16 protein-coding genes are annotated in these 18239 nt (G+C 72.4%); 2 read left to right on the top strand and 14 right to left on the bottom strand.

Annotated features, from left to right (window positions below; all coding sequences use genetic code 11):
- Positions 1–34 precede the first annotated feature (34 nt).
- Positions 35–1057 (bottom strand): AEC family transporter, encoded by a 1023-nt coding sequence (locus ABD297_RS06010; RefSeq protein ID WP_344253915.1) that lies wholly within the window; start codon positions 1055–1057, stop codon positions 35–37.
- Between ABD297_RS06010 and ABD297_RS06015 the strand changes: the two genes are divergently transcribed.
- The gene (locus ABD297_RS06015; RefSeq protein WP_344253916.1) at positions 1056–2168 is read left to right on the top strand and encodes an LOG family protein; all 1113 of its coding nucleotides are present in this window, start codon (positions 1056–1058) and stop codon (positions 2166–2168) included. The two genes, ABD297_RS06010 and ABD297_RS06015, sit on opposite strands and share 2 nt — an antisense overlap.
- A gap of 69 nt (positions 2169–2237) precedes the next feature.
- Here ABD297_RS06015 and ABD297_RS06020 read toward each other — a convergent pair whose 3' ends face one another.
- Both ABD297_RS06020 and ABD297_RS06025 read right to left on the bottom strand, forming a co-directional pair.
- A complete protein-coding gene (locus tag ABD297_RS06020; RefSeq protein ID WP_344253917.1) occupies positions 2238–4151 on the bottom strand; it encodes a propionyl-CoA synthetase in 1914 nt (637 codons plus the stop codon).
- 4 nt (positions 4152–4155) lie between these two features.
- Entirely contained in the window at positions 4156–5523 is a 1368-nt protein-coding gene (locus tag ABD297_RS06025) for an MFS transporter (RefSeq protein WP_344253918.1), read from the bottom strand.
- 71 nt (positions 5524–5594) lie between these two features.
- Between ABD297_RS06025 and ABD297_RS06030 the strand changes: the two genes are divergently transcribed.
- Positions 5595–6599, top strand: coding sequence for a GlxA family transcriptional regulator (locus ABD297_RS06030; protein ID WP_344253919.1), 1005 nt, complete (start codon positions 5595–5597; stop codon positions 6597–6599).
- A gap of 18 nt (positions 6600–6617) precedes the next feature.
- Here ABD297_RS06030 and ABD297_RS06035 read toward each other — a convergent pair whose 3' ends face one another.
- The 11 genes from ABD297_RS06035 to ABD297_RS06085 all read right to left on the bottom strand — a co-directional run bounded on the left by ABD297_RS06035 (position 6618) and on the right by ABD297_RS06085 (position 18239).
- On the bottom strand, positions 6618–7766 hold the full coding sequence (locus tag ABD297_RS06035) for a N(5)-(carboxyethyl)ornithine synthase (protein ID WP_344253920.1): 1149 nt from the start codon (positions 7764–7766) through the stop codon (positions 6618–6620).
- 124 nt (positions 7767–7890) lie between these two features.
- Positions 7891–9090: a dual-specificity RNA methyltransferase RlmN gene (gene rlmN / locus ABD297_RS06040; protein WP_344253921.1), complete on the bottom strand. Its 1200-nt coding sequence runs from the start codon at positions 9088–9090 to the stop codon at positions 7891–7893.
- Between the two features lie 90 nt (positions 9091–9180).
- Positions 9181–9981, bottom strand: coding sequence for an SDR family NAD(P)-dependent oxidoreductase (locus ABD297_RS06045; RefSeq protein ID WP_344253922.1), 801 nt, complete (start codon positions 9979–9981; stop codon positions 9181–9183).
- 43 nt (positions 9982–10024) lie between these two features.
- Positions 10025–10993, bottom strand: coding sequence for a phosphatidate cytidylyltransferase (locus ABD297_RS06050; protein WP_344253924.1), 969 nt, complete (start codon positions 10991–10993; stop codon positions 10025–10027).
- A 17-nt stretch (positions 10994–11010) separates the two neighbouring features.
- Positions 11011–11568, bottom strand: a complete 558-nt coding sequence (frr, locus tag ABD297_RS06055) for a ribosome recycling factor (protein ID WP_344253926.1) — start codon at positions 11566–11568, stop codon at positions 11011–11013.
- A gap of 87 nt (positions 11569–11655) precedes the next feature.
- Complete coding sequence (gene pyrH / locus ABD297_RS06060) at positions 11656–12384, bottom strand: UMP kinase (protein WP_344253927.1); 729 nt, start codon at positions 12382–12384, stop codon at positions 11656–11658.
- A gap of 79 nt (positions 12385–12463) precedes the next feature.
- On the bottom strand, positions 12464–13615 hold the full coding sequence (locus tag ABD297_RS06065) for an aminotransferase class V-fold PLP-dependent enzyme (protein WP_344253928.1): 1152 nt from the start codon (positions 13613–13615) through the stop codon (positions 12464–12466).
- A 27-nt stretch (positions 13616–13642) separates the two neighbouring features.
- A complete protein-coding gene (locus ABD297_RS06070; RefSeq protein ID WP_344253930.1) occupies positions 13643–16414 on the bottom strand; it encodes a DUF4153 domain-containing protein in 2772 nt (923 codons plus the stop codon).
- A complete protein-coding gene (locus tag ABD297_RS06075; protein WP_344253931.1) occupies positions 16411–17217 on the bottom strand; it encodes a response regulator in 807 nt (268 codons plus the stop codon). The genes ABD297_RS06070 and ABD297_RS06075 overlap by 4 nt, the downstream gene beginning before the upstream one ends.
- A 119-nt stretch (positions 17218–17336) precedes the next feature.
- Positions 17337–17864, bottom strand: coding sequence for a DsrE/DsrF/DrsH-like family protein (locus ABD297_RS06080; RefSeq protein WP_344253932.1), 528 nt, complete (start codon positions 17862–17864; stop codon positions 17337–17339).
- 60 nt (positions 17865–17924) lie between these two features.
- A complete protein-coding gene (locus ABD297_RS06085; RefSeq protein WP_344253933.1) occupies positions 17925–18239 on the bottom strand; it encodes a TusE/DsrC/DsvC family sulfur relay protein in 315 nt (104 codons plus the stop codon).

Below are 18239 nucleotides of genomic sequence, written 5' to 3' on the forward strand. Positions count from 1 at the left end.
GCCGGCGCGGGTGGGATCGCGGTGACGAGGATCCTCAGACGCCCGCGAAGCCGTGGAAGAGCGCGGCGATCGCGAGGATCACCGGCACCGAGACGAACGTGCTGACGAAGATTACGTCGCGCGCGAGGTTGACCTCACGGCGGTAGCGGACGGCATACGTGAAGATGTTCTGCGCCGTCGGCAGGGCGGCCGTCACGACGACGGCGAAGAGCGCCTCCCCGCGCAGCCCGAGCGCGAGGCCCACCCCGAAGGCGATGGCCGGCATGAGCACGGCCTTGAGGACGACGATCGTCCAGACGTGCCCTGCGGACCGTCCGGTCGCAGGACGCGGGCCGCGGCGCAGCGAGATGCCGAACGCGACGAGCATCGAAGGCACGGCCATCGCCCCGAGCAGGTCGATCGGCGCGGCGACGACGCGCGGCAGGTGGATGTCGAAGACCGCGATGAGCAGGCCGGCCACCGCACCCAGGGTGATCGGGTTGCTGAAGACCCGGCGCAGGCTGCGCCCGAGCGTCGGTCGCTCCCCACGGGCGTCGCTGTCGAAGAGCGCCATGGCGACCGGCGTGATGATGAGAAGCTGCATGAGCAGGGTCGGCGCCACCCAGGCGACGTCGCCGAGGACGTAGAGCGCGATCGGGATGCCGAGGTTGCCCGCGTTGACGTAGGCCGCCGAGAGGCTTCCGATGAGCCGGGAGCCGAGCGTGCCTCCCTCCCAACGGATCCGGGCGATGAGCAGGTAGGTGCCGACGACGAGGGTGAAGCTGATCAGCGAGGTCACGAGGTTGGCCGAGAGCACCGCGTCGAGCGACGTGCGCTGCATGACGGTGAGCAGCAGGGCCGGGGACGCGACGTAGAAGGCCAGGCGCGAGAGGTTGACCTGTGCCGAGTCGTCGAGCACGCGACGGTCGGCCAGGAGCCAGCCGACCGCGACGATGACCGCGATCGTCGCGAAACCCTCGAGCACCCCGACCATGCCGATGATCCTTGCAGCGACGGCGCACGACGCGTCGCGCGGGTCCGACCCTCGGCCTCCGGCGCGCGGCAGGATGTGCCCCATGGAGATCGAGACGCTGGACGAGCTGGACGACCACCTCGACTCCGACGGTCCCCTGCGCGGCCTCCGCCTCCAGGACCTCGACCTGACCCACTACGGAGAGCGGCTCGCCGCCCGTGGGGACCTGACCGGACTCGTCGTGCTCGGCGGCACGGTCCCCGTCCCGGTGGCGGAGGTGCTGCTCACCCGGGGCGCGATCCTCTTCCCGGGCCTGGCCGACGCACCGGTGGACCCGTGGCGTGGCCTCTACTTCCCGTCCGACCTCTATGCGGGTCTCGAGCACGGCTACGCCGCGACGCCGGACGCCCTGGCCTACGCGTGGTTCGTCGACGCCCGTCTGCGCACCGACGCGTACTGCACCCTCGTCCGCGCGATCCACGACGACTCCGCGACCGACGAGCTCGACGAGTTCGTGCAGGGCCGGTCGGTCGTCGGGATCATGGGTGGCCATGCGCTGCAACGGGACTCGGCCTCCTACGCACGGGCTGCAGGGCTGGGACACGCCCTCGCCGAGGGGGGCCACCTCGTCGCGACAGGTGGAGGCCCGGGCGCGATGGAGGCGGCCAACCTCGGCGCGCTGTGCCGCAGCGCTGCTGCAGTCGAGGAGGCGCTGGGTCGCCTCGCCGGCGTGCCCGGCTTCCGCCCTGACGTCACGGCCTGGGCCACCACCGCGCTGGCGGCCCGCGACCTCGTCGTCGGCGACGAGCCCGCGGTGCCGTCCGAGAGCCTCGGTCCGTCGGCCCGCTCGCTCGGCATCCCGACGTGGTTCTACGGCCACGAGCCGCCCAACGTCTTCTGCGACGTCATCGCGAAGTACTTCTCCAACGCGATCCGCGAGGAGGGGCTGCTCGCGCGGTCGAACGGCGGGATCGTCGTGCTCGACGGGGCGGCCGGGACGGTGCAGGAGATCTTCCAGGCCGTGACCCCGCTCTACTACGCGCCGGACGACGCCCCGCTGCCGCCGCTCGTGCTCGTGGGTCGTGACCACTGGACCGAGCGCGTGCCGGTGTGGGCGCCCCTCCAGGCCATCGCCGCCGGTCGCCCGATGTCGGAGGCGATCCACCTCGTGGACTCGGTCGAGGAGGTGCTCCCCCTGCTGGCGCCGCACACGTGATTCGAGGTGATCGCGGAAGCCACGTCCGTGCCGGGATCACCTCGAACCAGCAGTCACCTCGAACGGGCGTCAGGCGGAGGGGCCGCGCAGGACCGGGGTCAGGGTCTCGAGCACCGAGGCGTCCTCGATCGTGGCCGGCACCGACGGGCTCTTGCCGTCGGCGAGCTCGCGCATCGTCTTGCGCAGGATCTTGCCCGAGCGCGTCTTGGGCAGCCCGGCCACGATGTCGACCTGGTGCAGCGCCGCGACCGCGCCGACCTCGGCCCGCACCCGGGCGACGAGCTCGCGCCTGATCCGATCGCCGTCGGCCTCCGCGTCGACCCCCGACTTGAGCACGACGAGGGCCCGTGGCACCTGGCCCTTGAGGTCGTCGTGGACACCGATGACCGCGCACTCCGCCACCGCCTCGTGCCCGGCCAGGGCGGCCTCGAGCGAGCCCGTGGACAGGCGGTGACCGGCGACGTTGAGCACGTCGTCGGTGCGGCCCATGACGTAGAGGTAGCCCTCCTCGTCGAGGTAGCCGCCGTCACCGGTCAGGTAGTAGCCCGGGTAGGCCGAGAGGTAGGAGCTGACGTAGCGGTCGTCGTCGCCCCACAACGTCGGCAACGTGCCCGGCGGCATCGGCAGCTTGATGCAGATCGCGCCCTCGACGCCGGGCTCGACCGGCTCACCCGTGCCGTCGAGCACCTGCACGTCGTAGCCCGGGACGGCCACCGTCGGCGAGCCAGCCTTGATCGGTAGCAGCCCGATTCCTTTGGGGTTGCAGGCGATCGGCCAGCCCGTCTCGGTCTGCCACCAGTTGTCGATCACCGGCCTGGCCAGCGCCGCCGAGGCCCACTCGTAGGTGTCGGGGTCGAGACGCTCGCCCGCGAGGAAGAGGGCCCGGAAACGGGAGAGGTCGTGCTCGGCGACCTTCGACGCCGTCGAGTCGTCCTTCTTGATCGCCCGGAACGCGGTCGGGGCGGTGAAGAGGCAGACCGCGCCGTACTCGGCGATGACCCGCCAGAAGGCGCCCGCGTCGGGGGTGCCGACGGGCTTGCCCTCGTAGAGCACCGTCGTGGCCCCGGTCAGCAGCGGGGCGTAGACGATGTAGGAGTGGCCGACGACCCACCCCACGTCGCTCGCGGTGAACATCGTCTCGCCCGGTGCGACGTCGTAGAGGTTGGCCATCGACCAGCGCAGCGCCACGGCATACCCACCGCTGTCGCGGTAGATCCCCTTGGGCTTTCCCGTCGTGCCGGAGGTGTAGAGGATGTAGAGCGGGTCGGTCGCCGCGACCGTCACGCACTCGCTGCCCTCGCGGGCGGCGTCGCCGGACTCGAAGTCGCCCCAGTCGATGTCGCGCTCGCCCAGCTCGGCGACCTGCTGCTCGCGCTGGAGGATGACGCAGTGCTCCGGCTGGTGCTCGGAGCGCCGGATGGCCTCGTCGAGGAAGGGCTTGTAGGGCACGACCCGGCTCGGCTCGACGCCGCACGAGGCTGACAGCACGACCTTGGGCGCGGCGTCGTCGATGCGCGCCGCGAGCTCCTGCGGGGCGAAGCCGCCGAAGACCACCGAGTGGATGGCGCCGATGCGGGCGCAGGCGAGCATGGCGACGACCGCCTCGGGGACCATCGGCATGTAGATGACGACCCGGTCGCCCTTGCCGACGCCGAGACCGCGCAGGCCACCGGCCACGGCGCGCACCCGCTCGAGCAGGACGGCATACGTCATCGTGCTCTTGGTGCCGGTGACCGGTGAGTCGTAGTGGATGGCGGCCTGCTCGCCCCGCCCGGCGGCGACGTGCCGGTCGACGGCGTTGAAGCACACGTTGAGCTCGCCGTCGGGGTACCACCGGTAGAACGGCGGCCTCGAGTCGTCGAGGATCCGCGTCGGCGGCGTCACCCAGTCGATGCCCTCGGCCGCCGTGCGCCAGAACCCTTCCGGGTCGCGCAGGCTGGCGTCGTAGATGCCTTGGTATGCCGTCCCAGCGCCGTCGCTCATGGGCTCACTGTGCCGCCGGTGAGGCCTCCGCGCCAGAGTCCGTGCGCCGAGGTGACGCATCTGACAGACGAGCGGTCGTGATCGCGACGCACATGCCGGCGGCGACCAGGCACAGGGCGCCTGCGACGTACCACGCGAGCGTGTAGGTGCCGAGGTGGTCGCGCACCAGGCCGGCGCCGAGGGCCGCTGCGGCGGCACCGAGCTGGTGCGAGGCGAAGACCCAGCCGAAGACGATCGGGGCGCGCTCGCCATAGGCGCTCCGGCATAGGGCGATCGTCGGGGGCACCGTCGCGACCCAGTCGAGGCCGTAGAAGAGCACGAAGGCGAGCATGTTGACGTGCATCGAGTCGCTGAAGAGCGACGGCAGCAGGAAGAGGGAGGCTCCGCGCAGCGTGTAGTACGCCGCGAGCAGGATCCTCGGGTCGACCCGGTCGGTCAGCCAGCCCGAGAAGATCGTACCGACGACGTCGAAGACGCCGACGAGCGCGAGCAGGCTCGCCGCGGTCGTCGTCGGCATGCCGTGGTCGTGGGCGGCCGGGATGAAGTGGGTGCCGACGAGGCCGTTGGTCGACGCGCCGCAGACGGCGAAGCTGCCGGCGAGCAGCCAGAACACCCGGGTGCGCGCCGCGTGGCGCAGGGTGTCGACGGCGAGGCGGAACGGGTGCCCCGTCGGTCGGGGCGGGCGCGTCGCCGAGGTGCCGGCGGGAGCGCCGTAGGCCGTCAGGCCGAGGACGCTCGGGTGGTCGTGCAGCTTCCACAGCACGAGGGGCACGACGGTGAGCGCGGCCGCCGAGGTGGCGATCGCCGCGCTGCGCCAGCCGTGGCTCCCCGCCAGCCAGGCGAGGAACGGCAGGAAGACGAGCTGGCCGGTGGCGCCCGCTGCCGTGAGGATGCCCGTCACGAGGCCCCGCCGCGCGACGAACCAGCGACCGGCGACGGTGGCCACGAGCCCCATCGACATGGCGCCGGTGCCCATCCCGACGACGATCCCCCAGCAGAGGACGAGCTGCCACGACTGCGTCATCCAGATGGGCAGGAGCGAGCCGACGCTGACGAGCACGAGCGCGACGGCGATGACCCGCTGGATGCCGAGGCGCTCCATGAGGGCGGCGGAGAAGGGCGCGGCGAGCCCGAAGAGCACGAGGTTGACCGAGACAGCACCCCCGATGACGCCTATCGGCCAGCCGAACTCGTCGTGCAGCGGCGTCATGAGCACGGCCGGGGTCGAGCGGAAGCCGGCCGCCCCGATGATCGTCAGGAACGTGACGACGGCGACCCACCAGGCGGGGTGGACCCGGTGCCCGGCAGGCGCGGGCACCGTGGTCGGCGGCAGGGTCTCGTCGGCGGAGGAGTGTCGGTCGGTGAGGCTCACGGGTCAAGACTGCGGCATACGTCGAGGGTCGAACGAGTGGCCAGAGAGACATCATGTGCAAGGATCTGGCCATGCGCCACGTTCCCGGACGCCCGCACCTCGTCGTCGTCCTCGCCCTCGACACCGCCATCGCGTTCGAGATCGGGCTCCCCCACCGGTTCCTCCGGGCGGGGGCCCTCGAACCCGACCGGCCCGGCCCGGGCACGGAGCCGGTCCCGCCCTACGACGTGCGACTCGTGACGCTCGACGACGGGCCGGTGACCACCTCCGCGGGGTATGCCGTCCTGCCGACCCACCCGAACACCGAGCTCGCGCGCGCGGACACCGTCGTCGTGCCCGGCATCAACAGCGACATCGTCGAGACCGGGGTCCTCCCCGACGAGCTGCGCCGCCTCGCCGCGACGGCCCGACCTGAGGCCCGCTGGCTCTCCATCTGCACCGGCGCCTTCGTGCTCGCGGCCCTCGGCAAGCTCGACGGGCGGGAGGCCACGACGCACTGGTGCCACGTCGACGCCTTCCGCCGTCACTTCCCCCAGGTGCGGCTCAACCCCGACGTGCTCTACGTCGACCACGGCGACGTGCTCACCTCCGCCGGCAACGCCGCCGGCATCGACCTGCTGCTGCACGTGCTGCGCTCGGACCTCGGCACCGAGGCCGCCAACCGCGTCGCCCGTGGCGCGGTGGTCGCACCCTGGCGGGCAGGAGGGCAGGCCCAGTTCATCGACCGGCCCGTGCCCGACGAGTCCGAGGCCGGCACCGGCGCCACCCGGGCGTGGGTGCTCGAGCACCTCGGCGAGCCGATCGGGCTGTCCGACATGGCCCGTCACGCCGGGACGAGCGTGCGCACCTTCACCCGCCGCTTCCGCGAGGAGACCGGCGAGACGGCAGGCACCTGGCTCGCCCGCGCACGGGTCGACCGGGCGCGGCACCTGCTCGAGACCACCGACCTCCCGGTCGACCGCGTGGCTGCCGCAGCCGGCTTCGGCACAGGCGCGTCGTTGCGCCAGCACCTCTCCGCGGCCGTCGGCGTGTCACCCTTGGCGTACCGGCGCACCTATCGCTCCGACTCCGCCTGAGGGCGAGCGTCCGACCGGTCAGGTGGCGAGCGGCAGGTGGGGGTGCAGCGGCGAGCGTCCTTGGAACGACAGGATGGCCGGGTTCTGGACCACGCCGTCGTGGATCTCGATCGCGCGACGGATCGTCGGGTTGGCGTCCCACGCCTCCGGACCGGCCATGACGGTGGGGAGGAAAGGCAGCAGGCCCTCGCTGATCTCCCACGTGGCCGCGTCCCAGAGGTAGGACGGGCTGTGGTCGACGGCGTAGTAGAGCACGTGGTCCCCGACGACGAAGGTCGGGTCGGAGAAGCTCGTCGGCCTCGCCCACGAGAACCCCATGCCCTCGTCGCACGACACGTCGATGACGAGGCTCCCCGGGCTCATCCGCTTGAGGTCGTCCTCGGTCATGAAGGTCAGCGGCGCATCGGTGTCCTGCAGCACGCAGTTGACGACGATGTCGTGCTCGGCGAGGAACTCCCCGAGGGCCACCGCACCGTGCTCCGTGACGGCGTGGCTCACCCGCGAGGTGGTCTCGTCGGTGTCGAAGTGCACGATCGTGGCGGAGTGGATCGGCGACGCGACGGCCGCCTTCTGCCGGTGGGTCAGCACATCGACCTCGCCGATGCCGAGCGCGTTGAGCGCCGTGACGGCCCCGCGCGCCGTGGCGCCGAACCCGATGACGACGGCGCGCCGGTGGGGACCGTAGTCGCCGGAGATGCCGGCGAGCGAGAAGGCGTGCAGCACCGAGCAGTAGCCCGCGAGCTCGTTGTTCTTGTGGAAGACGTGCAGGTTGAAGGAGCCGTCCTTGTTCCAGTGGTTCATCGCCTCGAAGGCGATGAGCGTCAGCTGCCGGTCGATGGCGACCTGGGTGAGCTCGGCGTCCTGCACGCAGTGGGGCCACCCCCAGAGCACCTGGCCGACCCGGAGGACGGAGATGTCGCTGAGGAGCGGCTTGGGCGCGAGGATGACGTCGCACTCGGCCACGAGCTCTTCCCGGCTGCGGAAGCCCCCGACGAACCGCTCGAGCTGGTCGTCGGCCACCCCGTGGCGCTCGCCGTAGCCGTGCTCCAGGAAGACGCCCGGCCTCAGTGCCTCGGGGATGCGGTGGAGGTGCTTGGGGTGCAGGGGCAGCCGGTGCTCGTTCTCCTTGGCCGACCGGGCCGTGACCCCGACGGTGAGCTGGACCATGCGCGAACCTCCTGGTGGACCGGGACGCACCCTGCCCCGCCGGCCTGCGGCGGGGACGCACGGACGCGGACGCCCCAGGTCGCGAGGGGCCCTGGGCAGGCCCGACCTGCCCAGCCTACGCGCGTCAGGCCGTCGAGGCGGCGAGCTGGCCGCACGCCCCGTCGATGTCCTGCCCACGAGTGTCGCGGATGGTCGTGGGGACGCCGTGGGCACGCAGCCGCTCGACGAAGTTCTGCTCGACGCCCGGGCGGGAGGCGGTCCACTTCGACCCCGGCGTCGGGTTGAGCGGGATCGGGTTGACGTGCACCCACCCGCGTCCGCGACGGTTGAGCTTCTCGCCCAGCAGGTCGGCGCGCCAGCCCTGGTCGTTGATGTCGCGGATCAGGGCGTACTCGATCGACACGCGCCGGCCGGTGGCCTCGAAGTAGCGGTAGGCGGCGTCGAGCGCCTCGTCGACGGACCAGCGGGTGTTGATCGGCACGAGCTCGTTGCGCAGCTCGTCGTCGGGGGCGTGCAGCGACAGCGCGAGCGTGACCGGGATGCCCTCGGCCGTGAGCTTGTCGATGCCGGGGACGAGCCCGACCGTCGACATGGTGATGCCGCGCGCCGACATGCCGAGGCCGTCGGGCGTCGGGTCGGTGAGGCGCCGGATCGCACCGATCGAGGCCTTGTAGTTGGCGAGGGCCTCACCCATGCCCATGAAGACGACGTTGCTGACGCGCAGCGGCTCCTCGCGGTCCTCGTCACCACCGCCGGCGAGCTCGCCGCGCCGCAGCGCACGGGCGGCCCAGACGACCTGCTCGACGATCTCGCCCGCCGACATGTTGCGCGTCAGGCCCGCCTGGCCGGTGGCGCAGAACGGGCAGTTCATGCCGCACCCGGCCTGGCTCGAGATGCAGATGGTGACGCGCTTCGGGTAGCGCATGAGCACCGACTCGACGATCGCGCCGTCGTGCAGGCGCCACGCGTACTTCATCGTCTGGCCGTCGTCGGCGACGCGCTGGACGATGGGCGTCAGGAGGGTGGGGAGCAGGTCGGCGACGAGCTCGGACCGCACGGCCTTGGGCAGGTCGGTCATCTGCTCCGGGTCGTCCTGCAGCCGCTCGAAGTAGTGGGTCGAGAGCTGCTTGGCCCGGAAGCCCTTGTGTCCCAGCGCTTCGACGGCCTCCTTGCGCTCGGCCGGGGAGAAGTCGGCCAGGTGCCTCGGCGGCTTGCCGCGGCGCGGCGCGCGGAAGGTCAGCTCACCGGGGGCGGGGCGGGAGGTCGTCGGCTCGGGCAGCGCGACGGGCGCGACCTCGGTGGCGGGGGCTGGGGTCTCGGTCATCTCCCCTCCAGTGTCTCAGGTGGAGTCAAAACGGGGGCCGACCCACCGGCCGCGGGCGTATGCCGCCCTCCCGCCGCGGGAGCGGCCGGCTCAGTCCCCCGGGTCGACCACGACCGCCCGCTGCTCGGAGATCCCGTTGCCGCCGTCGACGACGAGCACCTGGCCCGTGACGTAGGAGGACTCGCGCGCGGCGAGGAAGGCGACGGCCGCGGCGACCTCGTCGGCCGTGCCGGACCGCCCGAGCGGCGTGGCGCGCCCCTCGCTCGTCTCGTCGGCGGTCTGCGAGCCCGTGGCGACCCAGCCGGGTGCGACGGCGTTGACCGTGGTGCCGTGCGGCCCCTCGTCGACGGCCAGGGCCCGCGCGAGCCCCAGCAGTCCGGCCTTGGCGGTGGCGTAGGCGACCTCGCCGCGCATAGCCATGAGCCCCCCGGTCACGCTGCTGACGAGGACGAGCCGGCCCTCGCCCGACGTGCGCAGGTGCGGCAGCGCGGCCCTGCTGACGAGGTAGGCGGTGTCGAGGTTGCGGGCGAGCGAGCGGTGCCAGCGGTCGGGGTCGGTGTCCGCCGCGTCGCCCCCGAGGGTGTCGGGGTCGGCGGCACTGGTCATGCCGGCGTTGGCGACGACGACGTCGAGACGGCCGTGCTCGTCGAGGCAGGCCTCGACGAGGCACTGGGCCACGTCGGGGTCGGTGAGGTCGCCGACGTGGGCGCTCGCGACGATCCCCTCGCTCCGGAGCTCGGCGACGCGGGCGTGCACCCGGTCGGTCGTGGCGGCGATGACGACCCGGGCGCCCATCCGACCGAGCAGCCGCGCGGTGGCCAGACCGATCCCGCTGGGGCTGCCGGCTCCCGTCACCAGCGCGACACGTCCGTCCTGGCCGAAGGGGGTCATGCGACCCCGCCTGCGACCGCGGCCCTCCGGGCCCGACGCATCGTCAGGCCGGCTTGGCAGCGAGCAGGGTCAGCACGGCCCAGACGATCGGCGCGACGACGACGAGCGAGTCCAGGCGGTCCATGACGCCGCCGTGGCCGGGCAGCACGTTGGACATGTCCTTGATGCCGAGGTCGCGCTTGATGAGCGACTCCATGAGGTCACCCACGGTGGCGGCCACGGCCACGCCGACACCGAGGGCGATCCCGATCACCCACGAGTGGTCGAGCAGGAGGTGGACCGTCAGGGACCCACCGACGATGCAGAAGACCACCGAGCCCGCGAAGCCCTCCCACGACTTCTTGGGACTGATGGTCGGGGCCATGGGGTGCTTGCCGAAGAGGACGCCCGCGGCATACCCGCCCACGTCGCTGCACACGGTGGTGATGAGGAAGACGAAGACCCGGCCCACGCCGTCCTCGGGCGCGAGGAGCAGCACCGCGAAGCCGACGAGGAACGTCGGGTAGGTCGAGACGAAGATGCCGCCGAGCACGTCTCGGCCGGCGCCGTCGAGGCGACCCGTGCCCCGCCAGAGCACGACCGCCAGGCACGTCAGCGCCCACGCGACGACGAGTCCCGCGGGGCCGTGGACGTAGGCGGCCCACAGCATGCCGACCATGCCGACGACCGGCGGGGCCAGCGGGGCGTGGACACCGGCGTTGCGCAGGGCCGCCCGCAGCTCCCAGATGCCGACCGCGACGGCGATCGCGACGAGGACGACGAACGACTCCTTGCGGATGAGCAGGGTCGCCACGATGAGCACACCGAGGCCCACACCCACGCCGATCGCGGCGGGCAGGTTGCGCCCCGCCCGGCTCTGCTTCTTCTCGAGGACCTGCTCCGGAGGGAGGCCGGCGAGCTCGTCGAGCGTCGGGTCGTACGGGACGGGCTCGAGCGGACCGGGCCCGTCGTCGCCACCCTGCGCGGGAGGCGCAGGATCCACGGGGTCCGACGGGGAGTCAGTCGTCATCATCGGGTCGAGCATCGAGGTCACACCTCGAGCAGCTCGGCCTCCTTGGCCTTGACGAGCACGTCGACGAGGTCGGTGTGCTTCTTGGTGAGGCCGTCGAGCTCCTTCTCGGCGCGCGTGCCGTCGTCCTCGCCGACCTCGCCGTCCTTGACGAGCTTGTCGATGTCGGTCTTGGCCTTGCGGCGGATGTTGCGCACGGAGACGCGGGCGTCCTCGGCCTTGCCGTTGGCGAGCTTGATGTACTCGCGGCGGCGCTCCTCGGTCAGCTCGGGCATGACGCACCGGATCTGGTTGCCGTCGCTGCTCGGGTTGACGCCGAGGTCGGAGTCGCGGATGGCCCGCTCGATCTCGTGCATGGCGGACTTGTCGAACGGGATGACGAGGATGGTGCGCGGCTCGGGGTTCTGGAACGAGGCGAGCTGCTGCAGCGGCGTCGGCGCGCCGTAGTACTCGACCGTCAGCTTGTTGAACAGTCCGGGGTTGGCGCGGCCGGTGCGGATGCCCGCGAAGTCCTCCTTGAGGACCTCGACGGCCTTGTCCATCTTCTCCTCGGCCTCGAACATCGTCTCTTCGATCATGGGTCTTCGGTTCCTCGTCCCTCGTTCGTCGTCGTATGCGGTGCGGCGCTGCTCGCGTGGTCACGCGACCGGGCGCGGCGGCCGGGCTCAGGCGTTGGTGACCAGCGTGCCGATCTTCTCACCGAGCAGGGCGCGCGTGATGTTTCCCGCGCCCTCCATGCCGAAGACGACCATGGGCAGCTTGTTCTCCATGCAGAGGCTGAAGGCGGCGGCGTCGACGACCTTGAGGCCCTCGACGATGGCGTCCTGGAAGGTGACGGTCTCGAGCTTCTTGGCCTCGGGGTTGGTGCGCGGGTCGGAGTCGTAGACGCCGTCGACGCCGTTCTTGGCGATGAGCACGGCGTCGCACTTGATCTCGAGGGCGCGCTGGGCGCTCACGGTGTCGGTGGAGAAGAACGGCATGCCGGCGCCGGCGCCGAAGATGACGACGCGGTTCTTCTCGAGGTGCCGGATGGCGCGGCGCGGGATGTAGGGTTCGGCGACCTGCTGCATGGCGATCGCGGACTGGACCCGCGTCTCGACGCCCTCCTTCTCGAGGAAGTCCTGCAGCGCGAGGCAGTTCATGACGGTGCCGAGCATGCCCATGTAGTCGGCGCGGGTGCGGTCCATGCCGCGCTGCTGGAGCTCGGCCCCGCGGAAGAAGTTGCCACCGCCGATGACGACGGCCACCTCGACGCCACCGCGCACGGCGTCGGCGATCTGCTTGGCGATCCCGGCGACGACGGCCGGGTCGAGGCCGATGCGGCCACCCCCGAACACCTCGCCGGAGAGCTTGAGAAGGACCCGGTGGAACGGGGTCGTCGGGGCGGCGGTCATGGCGCAGGGCCTCCTCGTGGGCAGCGTTCCGGCGGTCGGTCGATCTTTCCACATCCGGGCTGCATCGACCGCATCGGGCTCAGGGGGTGCCGACGGTGGCCCTGACGGTGTCGAGGACGGCCGGAAGGGCCGCGGCGAGGCGCTCGTAGTCGCTCTCATCGTTGTAGGGCGCCGCCGCGAGACGGAGGTAGCAGCGGCCCTCGAAGGCGATGGGCGGCACCACGAACCCGGCGGCATAAAGGCGCTGCCACAGCTGCTCGGCGTCCTCCGACGTCGTGGCCAGGCCCTCCGGCAGGGCGACGAGCCGCAGGCACGGGGCCGACGGCGTGCCGCCCTGCAGGTGCTCGGTGCCGAGCGCAGAGCGCACGTGCTCGGCCCCGCGCAGGAGCAGGTCGGCGTTGCGCACGACCTGCTCCCAGCCGCCGAGCCCCCGCCACGCGGCCAGGCCGTCGGGGACGGCGACCCACGACGAGTGGTCGACCGTGCCCTGGAGGTCGAACCGCTCGGGATAGGGCAGCCCGTGGCTCCACGACGTCACGAGCGGACGCATCGACGCGCGGTGCTCCTGCGCCACCCACAGCGTCGCGGCCGCTCGCGGCGTGTAGGCCCACTTGTGCAGGTTGCCGGCCCAGAAGGCCACGCCCAGCGCCTCGATGTCGAGTTCGGGCAGGGCGCCCGGCACGTGCGCGGCGTCCACGAGGACCGGCACCGGGGCCACCGCGGCCGCCACCGCTGCGACCGGCAGCACGAGAGCCGTGGGCGAGGTGATCTGGTCGATGACGACGAGCCGGGTGCGCTCGGTCAGCGCGGCCACGAAGGCCGCGACGACCGCGTCGGGGTCGGCGTCGACGGGGAAGGCCGCCGTGCGCAGCGTCGCGCCACGTGCCTCGGCGGACCAGCCTGCGGTGAGGTAGCCGTGGTTGCTCACGACGACGTCGTCGCCCGGAACGATGTCGAGGCCCTGGAGCACCACACCGACCGCCTCGGTGACGTTGCGCACGAGGGCGGTCGACTCCGCCGGCAGCCCGAGGAAGCGGGTCGCCGACTCCCGCGCCGCGGCCAGGAGGTCGGGCAGCTCGTCGCGGAAGGCCCGCATCGGGGCCTGCTCGATGCGGGCCCGGGCGCGGTCCTGGGCCTGGCGGACCGCCCGGGGCACGGCGCCGAACGCACCGTGGTTGAGGTGGGTCAGGTCCGGGTCGAGCTCGAACTGCTCGGCGATGTCGCGACGCACCGGGCCATCCTGCCAGCGGGCGCCACGTCAGGGGACGGGGGTCGGCCGGTCCGCCTGCCAGAACGTCGAGCAGGACGCGTCGGCCGCGGGCCGGGCCTGGCCCGGGAGGGCCGCCGCTCGGCTGCGACCGAGGTTCCACGACAGGGCGTCGTCCGTGCCCGGGGCCCCCTGGGAGCTGATGATGCAGTCCGCCAGCGAGGCGGGCAGTCCACCACCGACGATCGTGGGCGCGGCGTCGGCGCCCAGTGTCGAGAGGTAGAAGCTGTCGATCTTGCCGGTCGCCTGGTAGCGGTCGATGTTGCGCTGGGCGACCCAGGCCTCGGGGTTGGCCAGCCCGCCCACGAGCACGAACGCGGCAGCCGAGACGAGCGCGGCCCGCGGCAGCCACCAGCCCGACAGCCGCACCCCCGCCACCAGGACGAGCACGACGAGCAGGCCGAGCCAGAGCTCGAAGGCGTCGACGAGCACGCGGAGCAGGGTGAAGCCGTAGGCCTGCTGGTAGAGGTCCATCCGGTGCAGGGCCGACGCGACGACGACCAGCGTCAGGGCGCACAGCGCGCCGAGTGCCATCCGCAGCACGAGCCGCTCGCGGGCCGTCGACCGCGGCGCCTTGCGCACGGCGAGCGCGACGGTGGCGAGGGTGAGGACCGTGGCGGCGGTGAGCTGGCCGAAGCCCTGGTGGACGTACTCGGCATACGTCAGGCCGGTCGTTCGCTGCACGTAGTCGTGACCGCCGAACAGGGCGGCGGCCTGCGCGACGACGAACGCGGCGAACAGTGCGACGACGAGGCCGACCGGGACGACCCACTCCCACAGCCGGGCGACGGGGCGTCCCTCCGGCAGGGCCACCCGCTCGACGCGCGGCGGGTTGAGGGCGACGTAGCCGGCTGCGAGCAGCGCACCGCCCATGACGAAGCCGACGAAGAAGCGGAAGGTCAGCCCGTCCCACGCGAGCTGCGGCACGAGCGCCTGGGCCCACGAGCCGAAGACCGCGTCGCCGGAGGCGAACAGGCCGCCGAAGACGACGAGCGCGACGAGCGAGATCGCCACCGTGCGCACGACGGGCCACAGGACGTGGATCCGGCTCGTGACCGCCACGGTGCGTCCCAGCAGGGGCAGACCGCGGACGGCTGCGAGCGGCCACGACGCGAGGCCGGCCCCGAGCGAGAGCAGGCCCTTGGCGTCGGTGAGCGCCGTCGTCAGCACGACGACACCGAGCATGACGGCGATGACGGTCAGCCACTCGGCGGCCCGCAGCACCGACAGCGACGCGAGGGCCACGCACAGCACGCTGCTGAGCACCGCCCACCGCTGCCTGCGACGCTCGGTGGTCCGCCACAGCACGACGCCACCGACGAGCAGCACGACGAAGAGCGCGACACCGATCCGCCGGTAGGGCAGGAGGACGGCCGATAGGACGCCGACGCCGAGACACGTGAGCAGGAGCCGCACCTGGGGAGCGAGTCCCGCCTCGGGCCAGAGGTCGCCGAAGATCGAGTCGATGACGGGCTTGGGTGCCCCGACCGGGACGGGGGCGTATGCCGTGTGGCCCGTCGACGGGCCGGCGCTCCCTGTCGACGGGGCGGGGCTGGGTGCTGCTGCGGCGGGGACGGGTGCGGGCACGGTGCTCTCCTCGGTCGGGACGTCGGCCCGGCGGTCGTCGGGTGGTGTGGTGTCGGAGGTGATGTTGGGGTTCGTGGCGGGGGTGGTGGCCGAGGTGGTGGGGGTGGCGCGGAGCGGGCCCTCGTCGATGGGCCGCTCGGCGGCGGCCGGGGGCACCGCGGCCGGGTGCACTGCGGCCGGGGACCGCGGCAGGACGGCGCGGATGCGCGCGCCGTGCTCCCCCGCCGGCGGCCTCACGGCGGCGATGGACCCGCCGTGCAGCTCGCAGACCCAGCTGGCGATGGCCAGCCCGATGCCGGTGCCGCCGCCGGCGTCGTCGCCCGAGCCGAAGCGGTCGAAGATGCGGTGGCTCTGCTCGGGCGGGATGCCGCTGCCCTCGTCGGCGACCATGAGCCACCAGCGGTGCGGGCCCTCGGGGCCGGCGCTCACGGTGACGCGACCACCGGGCGGGCTGTGCCGGTCGGCGTTGTCGAGGAGGTTGGCGAGCACCTGTTCGAGTCGCGCAGCATCGGCGGTGACGTGCAGGTCGACGGGGACGTCGACGACGTGGACGGTGCCGCGTCGGGAGACCCCGGCCTCGGCCACGGCGCGCTCGACGAGCTCTCGGACGTCGACGCCGGCGAGCGCGAGCGGCGTGCGGCCGCCGTCGACGCGGCTGAGGTCGAGCAGGTCCCCGACGAGGGTGCCGAGCCGCTCGGCCTGGGCCAGCGCGGTGCGCAGCACAGCGTCGTCGGGGTGCACGACGCCGTCGACGAGGTTCTCGAGCAGGGCCTGCTGGGCCGCGAGCGGGGTCCGCAGCTCGTGCGAGACCGTCGCCACGAGCTGCCGGCGCTGCTGGTCGGCGCCGGCGAGGTCGGCCGCCATGGTGTTGAAGGCGTGGGCGAGCACGCCCACCTCGTCGGCCGACGTCGCCGTGACACGACGGGAGTAGTCGCCCGTCGCCATGCGCGACGCCGCGGCCGTCATCTCGCGCAGCGGTGAGGTCATGCCGCGGGCCAGCCACTGGGTGACGCCGAGCGCCGCGGCGATCGTCACGGGCAGCGTGAACCAGCCGGGCACGCCGGCGCGGTCGCCGATGACGGAGACGAGCGAGGCGGCCATGATGCTGGCCGCGACGAGGAGGCCGAGCTTGGCCTTGATCGAGCGGATGCCGTCGAGCGGCCGGTCGGCGTTCACGGCGCGCCCGAGGAGCCTGCAGAGCCAGCCGGGGCGGTGGGGTCGATCAGGCCGGGCGTGCCTGCGGCGCCGGGGGTCTCGGGCACCGGGCCCGTCTCGAGGGCGTAGCCGACGCCGTGGACGGTGCGCACTCGGCCGGTACCGACCTTGGCGCGCAAGGACTTCACGTGGCTGTCGAGGGTGCGCGTGCCACCGGAGTCGGCCCAGCCCCAGACCTCGCGCATCAGCTCGTCCCGCTCGCGCACCGCGCCCGGGTCGGCGGCGAGCGCCAGGAGCAGGTCGAACTCGAGCGGCGTCAGGTGCACCTCGCTCCCCTGCGCCGTGACGCGGCGCGAGCCACGGTCGACGGTGAGGTCGCCGACGGCGAGCACCGGCGGCTGCTCCGCGGCGAGCTCACGCGCACGGTCGACCCGACGCAGCAGGGCCCGGACGCGCGCCACGACCTCCCGCATCCGGAAGGGCTTGGTCACGTAGTCGTCGGCCCCGACGCCGAGCCCGACGAGCAGGTCGGTCTCGTCGGCCCGTGCCGTCAGCATGAGGACGGGCACCGGCCGCTCCCCCTGGATGCGACGGCACACCTCGAGCCCGTCGAAGCCCGGCAGCATGAGGTCGAGGACGACGAGGTCGGGCGCGTGCTCAGCGTGGGCGGCGACGGCGGAAGGACCGTCGAACGCTTGGACCACCCGGAAGCCCTCTGCCACAAGCCGATCCGTCACCGCCTGGTTGATCGTCGGGTCGTCCTCGACGACGAGCAGCGTCGGCGCGGCGATGTCGGGCGACGGTGCGGCATACCCCTGGTTCATGTCCCCGAGCCTAGGAGCGGGCACGCGGGTGGTGAGGGTGCGACGTGTGGAGATCTCGTGAAGACGCGAAGCGGCCCGGGACGGCTGAGCCGCTCCGGGCCGTCCAGACCCCGGCTGCCTCAGATGAAGAGCAGCTGGGCGCCTGCGGTCATCTCGATGAAGTCAGACGCCGAGATGATGCCTTCGACATCGTCGCGCAGGTCCGCCTCCGTCAGATGGTTCATGTCCGCAGACAGTCGGCACGCCCACAGGTGACCACCTGACGCGACGATCTGGTCGAGGAAGTCGGGCACCTCGGGGATGTCGAGCTCGGCGATGGCCTTCTTGAGCTGCGAGGTGGCGAGGTGGGTCATTCCCGGGATGCCTCCGAGGCCCTGGGGCATGTGCATCGCGGTGTTGCCGAGCAGGGTGGCCTTGAGGCTGCTCTGGGTCTTCTTGTTGATCATGTCGAAGCCCCAGAAGGTGAAGAACAGGTGAGTCTCGATGCCCTCCCCGAGGGCGGCGTTGCCGAGGATGAGCCCCGGGTAGGCCATGTCGAGGGTGCCCTTGCTGCAGATGATGGCGAGCTTGCGGCCCTCCTCCGAGGGAGTGTCGAAGGACGGGACGAACGGCGCCTCGATCTGGACGTCGTTGTCGATGGTGGTCATGTCGTGCTCCTCAGGTCTGGTCGGTGTGGTGGGAGAGGCTGGTCGGCGAGCCGGGACGGCTCAGACGCAGCCCTTGGGCTTGGGCACACCGGCGACGTAGGCCATCTTCTTGGCCGGCTTGCCGGGGAAGAGGGTGAAGAGCTGCTTGACCGGCATCCCCGTCTGGGTGCTGACCCGACGCAGGGTCGGGGTCTCGCCCTGGGCCTTGTAGTCCTGGCGGAGGTAGTGGACGAGCTTCCAGTGGTCCTCGGTCATCTCGACGCCGATCAGGCGCGCGAACTCGGCGCCGAGGTCCTCGGTCCAGTCGTCGGGGTCGATGAGGAAGCCTTCGTCGTTGACGTTGATCTGGCGGCCGGCAATGGTCGTGCTGGGCAT

The organism is Terrabacter carboxydivorans (assembly GCF_039532035.1).
GTDB lineage: Bacteria > Actinomycetota > Actinomycetes > Actinomycetales > Dermatophilaceae > Terrabacter > Terrabacter carboxydivorans.